Annotated in this window: 12 protein-coding genes; 6 read left to right on the top strand and 6 right to left on the bottom strand. The window is 62.2% G+C overall.

The genetic code is table 11. The features are described 5' to 3' along the window. The first annotated feature begins 37 nt into the window (after positions 1-37). The 4 genes from recO (at position 38) to tadA (ending at position 3,673) form a co-directional block, all read left to right on the top strand. On the top strand, positions 38-727 hold the full coding sequence (recO, locus tag AC0IYN_RS04935; protein WP_099494129.1) for a DNA repair protein RecO: 690 nt from the start codon (positions 38-40) through the stop codon (positions 725-727). Between the two features lie 51 nt (positions 728-778). Then, positions 779-1,525, top strand: coding sequence for a pyridoxine 5'-phosphate synthase (gene pdxJ, locus AC0IYN_RS04930; RefSeq protein ID WP_457240123.1), 747 nt, complete (start codon positions 779-781; stop codon positions 1,523-1,525). Positions 1,526-1,793: 268 nt separating this feature from the next. Further along, positions 1,794-3,176 carry a multicopper oxidase family protein gene (locus AC0IYN_RS04925; protein WP_099494203.1) on the top strand — a complete coding sequence of 461 codons (1,383 nt, stop codon included), beginning with the start codon at positions 1,794-1,796 and terminating at the stop codon, positions 3,174-3,176. Next, positions 3,176-3,673 (top strand): tRNA adenosine(34) deaminase TadA, encoded by a 498-nt coding sequence (tadA, locus tag AC0IYN_RS04920; RefSeq protein WP_406597858.1) that lies wholly within the window; start codon positions 3,176-3,178, stop codon positions 3,671-3,673. Before AC0IYN_RS04925 ends, tadA begins: the two co-directional genes overlap by 1 nt. Before the next feature lie 52 nt (positions 3,674-3,725). Here the strand turns inward: tadA and cmoB are convergent, their stop codons facing one another. The 6 genes from cmoB to AC0IYN_RS04890 form a co-directional block, all read right to left on the bottom strand. Further along, positions 3,726-4,682: a tRNA 5-methoxyuridine(34)/uridine 5-oxyacetic acid(34) synthase CmoB gene (gene cmoB / locus AC0IYN_RS04915; RefSeq protein WP_471840700.1), complete on the bottom strand. Its 957-nt coding sequence runs from the start codon at positions 4,680-4,682 to the stop codon at positions 3,726-3,728. Continuing rightward, entirely contained in the window at positions 4,679-5,422 is a 744-nt protein-coding gene (gene cmoA / locus AC0IYN_RS04910) for a carboxy-S-adenosyl-L-methionine synthase CmoA (RefSeq protein ID WP_406597860.1), read from the bottom strand. Before cmoA ends, cmoB begins: the two co-directional genes overlap by 4 nt. A 36-nt stretch (positions 5,423-5,458) precedes the next feature. Further along, a complete protein-coding gene (locus AC0IYN_RS04905) occupies positions 5,459-6,115 on the bottom strand; it encodes a lysoplasmalogenase (protein WP_471840698.1) in 657 nt (218 codons plus the stop codon). Between the two features lies 1 nt (position 6,116). Further along, a complete protein-coding gene (locus AC0IYN_RS04900) occupies positions 6,117-6,506 on the bottom strand; it encodes a protease inhibitor I42 family protein (protein WP_078047060.1) in 390 nt (129 codons plus the stop codon). 200 nt (positions 6,507-6,706) lie between these two features. Then, the gene (gene lon / locus AC0IYN_RS04895; RefSeq protein ID WP_457240120.1) at positions 6,707-9,127 is read right to left on the bottom strand and encodes an endopeptidase La; all 2,421 of its coding nucleotides are present in this window, start codon (positions 9,125-9,127) and stop codon (positions 6,707-6,709) included. A gap of 123 nt (positions 9,128-9,250) precedes the next feature. Continuing rightward, on the bottom strand, positions 9,251-10,240 hold the full coding sequence (locus AC0IYN_RS04890) for a GntR family transcriptional regulator (RefSeq protein ID WP_471840696.1): 990 nt from the start codon (positions 10,238-10,240) through the stop codon (positions 9,251-9,253). Positions 10,241-10,577: 337 nt separating this feature from the next. Between AC0IYN_RS04890 and AC0IYN_RS04885 the strand changes: the two genes are divergently transcribed. After that, positions 10,578-11,900, top strand: a complete 1,323-nt coding sequence (locus tag AC0IYN_RS04885) for an amidase (RefSeq protein WP_471840694.1) — start codon at positions 10,578-10,580, stop codon at positions 11,898-11,900. Between the two features lie 11 nt (positions 11,901-11,911). Next, entirely contained in the window at positions 11,912-12,790 is an 879-nt protein-coding gene (locus AC0IYN_RS04880) for a polysaccharide deacetylase family protein (RefSeq protein WP_003234086.1), read from the top strand. Positions 12,791-12,797: the final 7 nt, after the last annotated feature.

Below are 12,797 nucleotides of genomic sequence, written 5' to 3'. Positions count from 1 at the left end.
GGGCAAGCCCGCTCACCACAGAAGCAATGAGACTTCCATGTCCCAATCCCCACCCCCGAGCCAACTCGCCTACGTCCTGCACAGCCGCGCCTACCGCGAGACCAGCGCCCTGGTGGACTTCCTCACGCCCCAAGGCCGCCTGCGTGCGGTGTTGCGCAGTGCGCGGGGCAAGGCGGGCACGTTGGCGCGGCCTTTCGTGGCCCTGGACGTGGAGTTTCGCGGCAAGGGTGAACTGAAAAACGTCGGTCGCATGGAAAGCGTCGGCACCTCCGCCTGGCTCAATGGCGAAGCGCTGTTCAGCGGCCTGTACCTCAATGAACTGCTGATCCGTCTGCTCCCCGCTGAAGACCCGCACCCTGCGGTCTTCGATCACTACGCTGCCACGCTGTTGGCCCTCGCCGAAGGCCGCCCGCTGGAACCGCTGCTGCGCGCCTTTGAATGGCGCCTGCTCGACGACCTGGGCTACGGCTTCGAACTCGCCAACGACCTGCACGGCGACCCCATCGCCGCCGACGGCCTCTACCGCCTGCAAGTCGACGCCGGCCTTGAGCGCGTGTACCTGCTGCAACCCGGCCTGTTCCAGGGCACGGAACTGCTGGCCATGAGCGAAGCCGACTGGACCGCCCCCGGCGCCTTGTCCGCCGCCAAGCGCCTGATGCGCCAGGCGCTGGCCGTGCACCTGGGCGGACGGCCGCTGGTCAGTCGCGAGTTGTTTCGAAAGCCCTGACATCCCCGTGTATGCTGTGCACCGATTCTTTCCCTTTTCAGGAGCGCTTCCGTGACCACCAGCAATCGCATTCTCCTTGGCGTCAACATCGACCACGTCGCTACCCTGCGCCAGGCCCGGGGCACCCGTTACCCTGACCCGGTCAAGGCCGCGCTGGACGCCGAAGAAGCGGGCGCCGACGGCATCACCGTGCACCTGCGCGAAGACCGCCGCCACATCCAGGAGCGCGACGTGCTGCTGCTCAAAGACGTGCTGCAAACCCGCATGAACTTCGAGATGGGCGTCACTGAAGAAATGATGGCCTTCGCCGAGCGCATCCGCCCGGCACACATCTGCCTGGTCCCGGAAACCCGCCAGGAACTGACCACCGAAGGCGGCCTCGACGTGGCTGGCCAGGAAGCGCGGATCAAGGCTGCCGTGGAGCGCTTGTCGAAAATCGGCAGTGAAGTCTCGCTGTTCATCGACGCCGACGAGCGCCAGATCGAAGCGTCGCGTCGTGTGGGTGCGCCGGCCATCGAACTGCACACCGGCCGTTATGCCGATGCCACCACGCCCACCGAAGTGGCCGACGAGCTGCAACGCATTATTGACGGCGTGAGCTGCGGCCTCAAGGAAGGCCTGATCGTCAACGCCGGGCATGGCCTGCACTACCACAACGTCGAAGCCGTGGCCGCAATCAAGGGCATCAACGAGCTGAACATCGGCCATGCGCTGGTGGCTCATGCGCTGTTCGTCGGCTTCAAAGGCGCCGTCGCCGAGATGAAAGCGCTGATCCTGGCCGCTGCTGCCAAGCACTAAATAACACCGCAATCCCCCTGTGGAAATGGGCTTGTGTGGGAGCGGGCTTGCTCGCGAATACGGTGTGTCAGTCGATTCATGTATGGCTGACCCACTGCATTCGCGAGCAAGCCTGCTCCCACATAGGCGTATTCCATCTTTTGATCTCTGGTGTTTTCCCCCGCGTTTCAGCTATGCGGCAATGCGAAGCCTTACTGTTTAGCCGGTGCAGGTGTATCGTATCTGCCCTTTGCAGGCCCTGGGCCTGCGGCAGATACGTGAGGTTGTTGTGTCCCGATCCTTTTCCCGTCGACAAATCCTGGGTGGTCTTGCAGGCCTGGCCGTAGTGGGTGTGGGGGCCGGTGGCGCCTACCGCTACTGGCTGGGGAAAGTCGCCGAGGCCGAGGCCGGGCACGATTACGAACTGATCGCTGCGCCGCTTGACGTGGAACTGGTACCGGGGCACAAGACCGAAGCCTGGGCATTCGGCCCATCCGCGCCGGGCACCGAATTGCGCGTGCGCCAGGGTGAATGGCTGCGGGTGCGCTTTATCAACCACCTGCCGGTCGCCACCACCATTCACTGGCATGGCATCCGCCTGCCACTGGAAATGGACGGCGTGCCCTACGTCTCGCAATTGCCGGTGCTCCCCGGCGAATATTTCGATTACAAATTCCGCGTGCCCGACGCCGGCAGCTACTGGTATCACCCCCATGTGAACAGCAGCGAAGAACTCGGCCGTGGCTTGGTCGGCCCACTGATCATCGAGGAACGCGAACCCACCGGTTTCAAGCACGAGCGCACCCTCAGCCTGAAAAGCTGGCACGTGGACGAAGAGGGCGCTTTCGTGGCCTTCAGCATTCCCCGTGAAGCGGCGCGTGGCGGCACGGCGGGGCGGCTGTCGACGATCAACGGCGTGTCCCAGGCAGTGATCGATCTGCCGGCCGGGCAGATTACCCGCGTGCGGCTGCTCAACCTCGACAACACCTTGACCTATCGCATCAATATTCCCGACGTTGAAGCGCAGATCTACGCGCTGGACGGCAACCCTATCGAGCCGCGCCCGTTGGGCAAGGAATACTGGCTGGGCCCGGGCATGCGTATCTGCCTGGCGATCAAGGCGCCGCCGGCTGGTGAAGAGCTGTCGATCCGCAACGGCCCGGTGCGCCTCGGCACGTTTCGTTCGGTGGCCAACACCGATGCGCCGACCGAGTGGCCGCCGGCGTTGCCCGCCAACCCGATCAGCGAGCCGGACCTGGCGAATGCCGAGAAACTCAACTTCAATTTCGAGTGGGTGGGCTCCGTTTCGGTCAATGTCGACAACGGCAAGCCGCCGAGCCTGTGGCAAATCAACGGCCAGGCCTGGGACATCACCGACAAGACCTGCGCCGACCGCCCGATTGCCAAGCTGGAGAAGGGCAAGAGCTACATTTTCGAATTGAAGAACATGACCCAGTACCAGCACCCGATCCACCTGCACGGCATGAGTTTCAAGGTGATCGCCTCGAACCGCCACAAGGTGATCCCGTATTTCACCGACACCTATCTGCTGGGCAAGAACGAGCGCGCCCGCGTGGCGCTGGTGGCAGATAACCCTGGGGTGTGGATGTTCCATTGCCATGTGATCGACCATATGGAAACCGGCCTGATGGCCGCCATCGAGGTGGCGTGATGCGTCAGTTTCGCCCCACCGCGATCATCGACCGCAGCCGCGACCAGGACTTCATGCGCGAAGCCCTGGCCCTTGCCGCCCAAGGCGCCGCGTTGGGCGAAGTGCCCGTGGGTGCGGTACTGGTGCAGGACGGTGAAATCATCGGCCGAGGCTTCAACTGCCCGATCAGCGGCAACGACCCCAGCGCCCATGCCGAAATGGTCGCCATCCGCGCGGCTGCGCAAGCCATCAGCAACTACCGCCTGGTGGGCAGCACCCTGTATGTGACGCTGGAGCCATGCAGCATGTGCGCCGGTTTGATCGTGCATTCGCGTGTTGCGCGGGTGGTCTATGGCGCGCTGGAGCCCAAGGCCGGGATCGTACAAAGCCAGGGGCAGTTTTTTACCCAGGGCTTTTTGAATCATCGGGTGTTGTTTGAAGGCGGGGTATTGGCAGACGAGTGCGGGACGGTCTTGAGCGAATTCTTCAAGGCGCGCCGGGCAAAAGCCACCCTTTAAAGAACACTCAAAAACCACATTTTTGATCTCCATATATCCAGGGCGGTGGGGGTTACTTGCGAGCGATGATCACCGCTCGCATCGGTGCCGGCAGCCCTTCGATGGTTTTGCTGTGGTCTTCCGGATCAAGGAAATCACTCAGCGACTGGTACTTCATCCACTCTGTCCCACGCTGTTCCTCGACGGTGGTGACGCTCACATCCACACAGCGCACATCACTGAACCCGGCACGCCGCAGCCACAGCATCAGCGCCGGCACTGACGGCAAAAACCACACGTTGCGCATCTGCGCGTAGCGATCTTCCGGTACCAGCACTTGCTGCTGATCGCCTTCGACCACCAGGGTTTCCAAGACCAGTTCGCCGCCCTTGACCAGGGTGTCTTTCAGCGCAAGCAAATGCTCGATGGGCGAACGGCGGTGATAAAACACTCCCATGGAAAACACCGTGTCGAAGCCTTCCAGATTCGACGGCAGGTCTTCGAACGGGAACGGCAGGTGCCAGGCCTTGGGCTCGGACAGATAACGCTGAACCGCCTGGAACTGACAGAAGAACAACCAGTTCGGATCAACGCCAATCACGCTGTCGGCACCGGCGCCGAGCATGCGCCACATGTAGTAGCCGTTGCCGCAGCCGACATCGAGGATGCGCTTGCCCTTCAGGTCCAAGTGTGGGGCCACGCGCGACCACTTCCAGTCCGAACGCCATTCGGTGTCCACATGCACGCCGAACAGGTGGAACGGGCCTTTGCGCCAGGGGCTCAGGCCCATCAACGCGGTGCGCATTTGCGCGCGGGTATCGTCGTCGCAGTCGGTGTCGAGTGTCAGGCCGTTGAGCAAATCCACTTCGCTGGGCTGGATCGCAGGCAGCGCATCCAGCGCACTCTGCCAGCGCTCCAGGTCGCCATGACCCTTTTCCATCTTGCTATCGAGTTGCGCTTGCAGGCCCTGGGCCCACACGGCCAAAGGAGTGCCGACCAAGTGGCGGGCGAGGGGGGACAGATCAATCATGGCAAGGCAATCAACGAGGCAAAGTTAAGACACTGGAACCACGGCACGACTTTAGAGAACCCGGCCGCCAGCAGGCGTTCGCGGTGTTCTTCGAGGCTGTCGGGCTTCATGACGTTTTCGATGGCGCTGCGCTTCTGGGCGATTTCCAGTTCGCTGTAGCCGTTGGCGCGTTTGAACGCGATGTGCAGGTCGGTGAGCAGCGCGTGTTCTTCAAGGTCATTGAAACGCAGCTTCTCCGAGAGGATCAGCGCACCGCCTGGCAGCAGCGATTGGCGGATGCGCGAGAGCAAAGCCAAGCGCTCATCAGGGGCAATGAACTGCAGGGTGAAATTCAGCGCCACCACCGAGGCCGGCGCAAAGTGCAACGCGAGGATATCGCCCTCGATCACTTCCACCGGCAGCAACTCCTGGAACATCGAGTCCTGGCCATTGAGGTATTCACGGCAACGCTCGACCATCGCCGCCGAGTTATCTACCGCGATCACCCGGCAGCCGTCGGTACGCACATGGCGGCGCAGGGCCTGGGTGACAGCGCCGAGGGAGGAACCCAGGTCATACAGCACGCTATTGGGCTGGGCAAATTGGGCTGCGAGTACGCCGAGGTTTTCGACGATGGTCGGGTAACCCGGCACCGAGCGCTTGATCATGTCCGGGAACACCCGCACCACGTCTTCATTAAAGGCGAAGTCCGGCACCTGCGGCAGGGGCTGGGCGAATAGGCGATCGGGTTCTTTGCTCACGGCTGTTCCGGCGACGATTGGGGAAAGGCCGGCATTTTAGCCAACTTGGCCCTCGGATGCGCGGGTTGTCTGATGGAACGCCGATGCTGTAATGCCCCACTGGCCGAGCCAATACGTGGTGATCAGCAAGTACGGCGCTGCCTCGAACGCCAGCACAAACCGGTTGATACCGATCAGCGTGTCAGAAAACACAAACGATCCCGCGCCCAACGCCGCCAGGAGTGCCGAGCGTTTCGGCACGTCGCTGCCCAGCCGTGCCAGTGCGCGCCAGAGCATGGCGCTGATCACCAGCGCGTACACCACGACGGGGATCAGCAGGTCGCCGAGGCCGTGGGAAATCAGAATACCCAGCAGCACCGCGCCCACGGCCAGCGCGAGCACCAGGGGCAGCAAGGCCAGGCGCCGGCAGTCACTGAAATAAGCCTTGAGATACGCCAGGTGCGCAAACAGGAACGCACCCAGGCCAAAGATAAACAGGTCACTCGGCCAGGCCAGCAGCACATCGCCCACCAGGGAAAAAATCAGCCCCAGGCTGATCCAGCGTCGATAGTCGGTGGGCGGTGCATCATGCAGCCAGCCCAACAGCGCCAGGACCGGCAACGGCTTGACCAGCAGGCACAACAAGGTGGCGTGGGTGGCAAGGCCGTAGATAAAAGTGCCGGCGCCCATCAACGCAAGAATCATCCATGGCATATCAGTTCACCGTAATGGCGCAGTCGAAGGTTTCGGCGGGTTCGGCTTCCGGTTCCCAGGGCTGCTGGGAGGTCAAGCGTAAACGGCCCTGGCCGGCCGCGAAGGCCTGGAAGCGCCAGGTCGACTGGCCACCGCCACCGATCACGCCGGATTCCGTGCTGCTGTACACCTCTGGGCTGAGTGCGCGCAGCACGCCGCCCGCGGAGTCCTGGATGGCCCAGCGGTAACCGGTGGTGGGGTTGCTGGGCAGGGTGAGGATCAGGTTTTGCCCGGTTTTAAGTTGAAGCGGGCAGGCGCTCTGGTTGTCCACGCTGATGTTTTGCTTCGGTGCGCTGGCACACGCGGCCAGCAGGGCAAGGCTCAAGGGGAGAAGCAGGCGGGCAGCGGTCATGGGGGCTCCGTTCATTCACGACGAAGGGCGAGCATAACCGAAGATGAGACAAGGTGTGACAAGAGGGATTTGTGTTGTTGCGACAGACGCCATCGCGGGCAAGCCCGCTCCCACATTTGACCGATTTGTCATCAACAACACCGATCCCTGTGGGAGCCGGGCTTGCCCGCGATCAGGCCAGACCAGGCACTACATAACTATCAGAAGAGCACTTTCGCCACATCCGCAAAGCGCTTGGCAAAGTGCACCGTCATGCCTTCCTTCAGGTACTCCGGCAATTCTTCAAAGCTGCCACGGTTGGGCTCCGGCAGGATCAGTTCATGAATCTTCTGGCGCCGTGCCGCGATCACTTTCTCGCGTACCCCGCCAATCGGCAGTACATGCCCGGTCAAGGTCAGCTCGCCAGTCATGGCCACGCCTTTTTTCGGCGGCTGGTTACGCGCCAGGGACAGCAGCGCACTGGCCATGGTCACGCCGGCGCTCGGGCCATCTTTTGGCGTGGCACCTTCCGGCACGTGCAAGTGCACGAAAGCTTCGTCGAAGAATTTCGGATCACCGCCAAACGACTTCAGATTGGAGCTGATGTAGCTGTAGGCGATTTCGGCGGATTCCTTCATCACTTCGCCCAACTGACCGGTGAGCTTGAAGCCGCGATTGAGCGTATGGATGCGCGTCGCTTCGATCGGCAAGGTCGCGCCGCCCATGCTGGTCCAGGCCAGGCCGGTGATCACACCGGTGCCGGACAGCACTTGTTCATTGCGGAATACCGGCATGCCCAGCGAGCTTTCCAGGTCCTTGTTGCCGATCTTGATCACCGAATCCGGCTCATCCAGCAGCTTGACCACCGCTTTGCGCACCAGCTTGCCCAGTTGTTTCTCCAACTGTCGCACCCCGGCTTCGCGGGCATAACCGTCGATCAAGGCACGCAGGGCGCCGTCACTGATGGTCAGGCTGTTCTTCGACACGCCGGCTTTTTCCAGCTGTTTGGGCCACAGGTGGCGCTTGGCGATGGCGACTTTTTCTTCGGTGATGTAGCCCGACAGGCGAATCACTTCCATACGGTCCAGCAGCGGGCCGGGGATGGAGTCCAGGGTGTTGGCGGTGCACACGAACAGCACCTTGGACAGGTCCAGGCGCAGGTCCAGGTAGTGATCGAGGAATTCGACGTTCTGTTCCGGGTCGAGGGTTTCCAGCAGCGCCGAGGCCGGGTCGCCCTGGAAGCTTTGGCCCATCTTGTCGATCTCGTCGAGCATGATCACCGGGTTCATCACCTCCACATCCTTGAGCGCTTGCACCAGCTTGCCCGGCAGCGCGCCGATGTAGGTGCGGCGATGGCCCTTGATCTCGGCCTCGTCGCGCATGCCGCCCACGCTGAAACGGTAGAACGGCCGGCCCAGCGACTCGGCGATGGACTTGCCCACACTGGTCTTGCCCACGCCCGGCGGGCCTACCAGCAGCACGATGGAGCCGGCGACTTCGCCTTTATAGGCCCCCACCGCGAGGAATTCGAGGATGCGACTCTTGATGTCATCCAGGCCTGCGTGATGCTTGTCCAACACCTTGCGCGCGTGTTTGAGGTCGAGTTTGTCCTCGCCGTACACGCCCCACGGCACAGAGGTGGCCCAGTCCAGGTAGTTGCGTGTCACCGCGTATTCCGGCGAACCGGTCTCGAGGATCGACAGTTTGTTCAGTTCTTCATCAATGCGTTTCTTCGCCTGGGCCGGCAGCACTTTGCCTTCCAGGCGTTGCTCGAACTGCTCGACATCCGCGCTGCGGTCGTCCTTGGTCAGGCCCAGCTCCTGCTGGATGACCTTGAGCTGTTCCTTGAGAAAGAACTCGCGCTGGTGCTCGCCGATCTTGCGGTTCACCTCGGCGGAGAGTTCTTTTTGCAGGCGCGCGACTTCGACTTCTTTGCGCAGCATCGGCAGGACTTTTTCCATGCGCTTGAGCATGGGCACGCAATCGAGCACTTCCTGCAACTCGTTACCGGTGGCCGAGGTCAGCGCGGCGGCGAAGTCGGTGAGTGGCGACGGGTCGTTGGGGCTGAAGCGGTTGAGGTAGTTTTTCAGCTCTTCGCTGTACAGCGGGTTGAGCGGCAGCAGTTCCTTGATCGCATTGATCAGCGCCATGCCGTAGGCCTTCACCTCGTCGGTCGGTTCGCTCGGCTGGTGCGGGTACTCGACTTCCACCAGATACGGTGGGCGGTGGTGCTTGAGCCAGGTCTTGATGCGCACGCGGGTCAGGCCCTGGGCGACGAACTGCAGCTTGCCGTTCTCGCGGCTGGCGTGGTGTACCTTCACCAGGGTGCCGTACAGCGGCAGGCTGGAGGTGTCGAAGTGGCGCGGGTCTTCCGGCGGGGTGTCCATGAAGAACAGGGCCAGGGAGTGGTGGTCGGATTTGCTCACCAACTCAAGGGTCTCGGCCCACGGTTCTTCATTGACGATCACCGGTAGCACTTGCGCCGGGAAGAAGGGCCGGTTGTGGATCGGGATGATATAGACCTTGTCCGGCAGGTTTTGCCCAGGCAGGGCCAGGCCGGTATTGGAAGACGGGGTTGCAGCGTTTTCGGGATCGGCGTAGTCGTTCAGGTCGTAATCAGGGAAATCTTGCTGGTCGCTCATGGGGCACCTGCATAAGGAAGTATGGTGCTTAGATGGGGCGAGGCGGCGGTGGTTTCAATGGTCGCGGCGAGATAGCAACATATTGCATGAAATTCTCGACTACGCCGCAGGACCAATGTGCGGTCAGCTGATTTTGTGCAGGTAGGCGGGCAGGGGCTGTTCGGGCAGCACTGAGAGCACCTTCAAGCGCTGCAACATCCGCTGCCGAGCCCGCTGCAGGTGCTCGCGCAGGTTCAGCGCCGCCGCGTCCACCGCGCCATGCAGCAACAGCTCCAGAATCAAGCGATGTTCAGCCAGCATGGCCGGATCAGCACCGATCCCCAGCAAACGGTAGAAAATCCGGCTGATGATCATCGGGCTCTGGCCCTGGCGAATCAACGCAGCGATCTTGCGGTTCTGCAGGCCGGCCAGGCAGCGCTGGTGCAAGTCTTCCTCGATCTGTTCGATGGCCTCCAGGCTGCAATGGGTGCTCTCCTGGGCATCCAGCACGCGCTGCAGCATGGCTTCCAGCAGTTCGCGGTCGAGGTGGGGGGCACTTTGGCGCAGGGCTTCGGGCTCCAGGCAGGCGCGCAGTTCGTAGTCTTCGGTGACTTCTCGTGCAGTCAACGGCCCCGCCAGCCATTGGGAGTAGGGCTCCTTTTCCACCAGGCCACGGTCGCGCAGGCGCATCAGCGCTTCGCGCACCACGGCGCGGCTGACGCCATAGTGGTCGGCAGCAGCTTGCTCATCCAGGCGGTAATGGCCGAAAGCAATACAGGTGGACAACGCCGCGCCGATCTCTTCAACAATGCGTTCGCCCAGCGGTCGCGTGTCCACCAGCTCATCTTCACCGTTAAGGCCCAGGTGCGCGTGGCTCAAGGGCAGGCGCAGTGGCTCCATCGCCAGGCCTTCGGGGTTGATCAAGTAACCCCGGCCGTTGAAGCGGCAGATCAGGCCCTCTGCGTGCAGCAGGTCCAAGGCCTTGCGCACCGGTACGCGGCTGGTGCCGAACAATTCGGCCAGCGGTGCTTCCAGCAAGACCAGGCCGTGGCGCGCAGTCCCGTTGACGATCGCGTCACGCAACACCTGATGAATCATCGCGTAACGGGAGGCCGAGGCGGACACTGCTTTCATCACTTTCTCTGGAGGCTGTAGGACGGTGGCCGGGGATTCTCTCATAAGTTGCGCCTGTCACTCTGCGCCACGTCGCTGGCACTTTTTTGGGGCCTTGTAGGTAGGAATGTTACTTTTCTGCACCAAAATGTACTTATTAATAAAAGATACATTATTTCATTGAAGGTGCTTTTCCGCTTACCTGCAACCATTTTTACGACTCGTTAATGCTATCTATCCCGATGCTCTAGGCGAGATTCCCTCTTCGCGAAACAACCTCCCGGCTGAGACTGGCACGAAAGCTGCCTTTGTAAAATGTACATTTTATTAATATGTACATTTTGTGAGGGTCATTCTGATGTCAGACGCCACTTCAATGGCCGAGGATTTCGCCAGCGGTCGCAGCGACCCGGTGCAAGCCCTCGAACAGGCACTCGAGAAGGCCAGTCAGGTGCCTGCCGTCTTTATCAGCCTGACAGGCGAACGCGCCCGCCGTGAAGCCGAAGCCGCCGCCGCCCGTTGGCGCGCCGGCCAGCCATTGAGCATGTTCGATGGCGTGCCGTTGGCCTGGAAGGACTTGTTTGATGTGGCCGGCAGCGTCACCACGGCGGGCGCCGCCTACCGCCGCAACGCGCCCGCCGCCTTGCTCGATGCCCCCACTGTCGGCCTGTTGTGCCGCGCCGGGATGGTCAGCGTCGGCAAGACCAACCTCAGCGAACTGGCCTATTCCGGCTTGGGGTTGAACCCGCATTTCGGCACGCCGCACAATCCCCATGGCACTGACCAACCGCGTATTCCGGGCGGTTCGTCGTCCGGCTCGGCGGTCGCCGTCGCTGCCGGCATCGTGCCTATCGCCATGGGCACCGACACGGCCGGTTCCATCCGTATCCCGTCGGCGTTCAATGGCCTGGTGGGTTACCGCAGCAGCAGCCGACGCTACAGCCGCGACGGGGTTTTCCCCCTGGCCCACACCCTCGACAGCCTTGGCCCGTTGACCCGCAGCGTGCGCGATGCACTGGCCATCGACGACCTGTTGCATGGCCGCACTCAAACCCACACGGCCCGCAGCCTCAAGGGCCAGCGCTTTGTGTTGGCGCAACAGGACGTTGAACCCGCTGTGCGCAACAACTTGCTGCGCGCGGTGGAGCAACTCAAGGCACAGGGCGCGCTGGTCGAAGAACGCGAATGCCCGACGTTCCAGGCGACCCTGGACCTGATCAAACACCACGGTTGGCTCGGCGCCTTTGAAGCCTTCGCCCTGCACGAAGCGCTGCTCGACAGCCCCGACGCCGAGCTGCTCGACCCGCGCGTGCGCCGCCGCCTCGAGACTGCGCGTTCACTGCCAGCCAGCCAACTCATCCACCTGACCGATGCGCGTCGCCGCCTGCAACAGCAACTGGTCGACGACCTCGACGGCGCCATCCTCATTACCCCCACCGTCGCCCACGTCGCGCCCCCATTGGCGCCTCTGGCAGGCGACGACGACCTGTTCGTCAACACCAACCTCGCCACCCTGCGCCTGACCATGCCCGGCAGTCTGCTCGACATGCCCGGCGTAAACCTGCCCAGCGGCCGCGATGCCCAGGGCCTGCCCACCGGGTTGCTGCTCAGCGCCCCGACGGGGGAAGACGCACGCCTGCTGCGCGCAGCGTTGTCCGTCGAAACCGTACTTAACGTTTAAGGAGACACACCATGGCTAAAGATATCCTCTGTGCATTTGGCGTCGACGTTGACGCCGTCGCCGGCTGGCTCGGTTCCTACGGCGGCGAAGATTCGCCGGACGACATCTCCCGTGGCCTGTTCGCCGGTGAAATCGGCGCGCCACGCCTGCTCAAGTTGTTCGAACGCTACGGCCTGCGCACCACCTGGTTTATCCCCGGCCACTCGATGGAAACCTTCCCCGAGCAGATGAAGGCCGTGGCCGACGCCGGTCACGAAATTGGTGTGCACGGCTACAGCCACGAAAACCCCATCGCCATGACCGCCGAGCAGGAAGAAATCGTCCTGGATAAATCCATCGAGCTGATCACCCAGGTCACCGGCAAACGCCCGACGGGTTACGTGGCGCCGTGGTGGGAGTTCAGCAAGGTCACCAACGAACTGCTGCTGAAAAAGGGCATCAAGTACGACCACAGCCTGATGCACAACGACTTCCACCCCTACTACGTGCGCAAGGGCGATAGCTGGACCAAGATCGACTACAGCCAGCACCCCGACACCTGGATGAAACCCCTGGTGCGTGGCGAAGAAACTGACCTGGTGGAGATCCCGGCCAACTGGTACCTCGACGACCTGCCGCCGATGATGTTCATCAAGAAAGCCCCCAATAGCCATGGCTTCGTCAACCCGCGTCACCTCGAAGAAATGTGGCGAGACCAGTTCGACTGGGTCTACCGCGAACACGAACACGCGGTGTTCACCATGACCATCCACCCCGACGTCTCCGGCCGCCCGCAAGTGCTGCTGATGCTGGAGCGCCTGATCGAACACATCCAGAGCCATGCCGGCGTGCGCTTCGTCACCTTCGACGAAATCGCCGACGACTTCATCCGCCGCCAACCCCGTACCTGACCCTTAA

It is taken from the genome of Pseudomonas sp. AC112, assembly GCF_979253545.1.
The sequence above is the reverse complement of the archived record's forward strand: the minus strand, read 5'-3'. Positions and strand labels throughout refer to the sequence as shown.

What these genes read in the sequence shown, in the direction of transcription:
- AC0IYN_RS04885 (WP_471840694.1), top strand. Translation starts at nt 10,578, where the DNA reads ATGTCAGACGCCACTTCAATGGCCGAGGATTTCGCCAGCGGTCGCAGC.
- AC0IYN_RS04880 (WP_003234086.1), top strand. Translation starts at nt 11,912, where the DNA reads ATGGCTAAAGATATCCTCTGTGCATTTGGCGTCGACGTTGACGCCGTC.
- AC0IYN_RS04905 (WP_471840698.1), bottom strand. Translation starts at nt 6,115, where the DNA reads ATGCCATGGATGATTCTTGCGTTGATGGGCGCCGGCACTTTTATCTAC.
- AC0IYN_RS04900 (WP_078047060.1), bottom strand. Translation starts at nt 6,506, where the DNA reads ATGACCGCTGCCCGCCTGCTTCTCCCCTTGAGCCTTGCCCTGCTGGCC.
- cmoB (WP_471840700.1), bottom strand. Translation starts at nt 4,682, where the DNA reads ATGATTGATCTGTCCCCCCTCGCCCGCCACTTGGTCGGCACTCCTTTG.
- recO (WP_099494129.1), top strand. Translation starts at nt 38, where the DNA reads ATGTCCCAATCCCCACCCCCGAGCCAACTCGCCTACGTCCTGCACAGC.
- AC0IYN_RS04890 (WP_471840696.1), bottom strand. Translation starts at nt 10,240, where the DNA reads ATGAAAGCAGTGTCCGCCTCGGCCTCCCGTTACGCGATGATTCATCAG.
- lon (WP_457240120.1), bottom strand. Translation starts at nt 9,127, where the DNA reads ATGAGCGACCAGCAAGATTTCCCTGATTACGACCTGAACGACTACGCC.
- tadA (WP_406597858.1), top strand. Translation starts at nt 3,176, where the DNA reads ATGCGTCAGTTTCGCCCCACCGCGATCATCGACCGCAGCCGCGACCAG.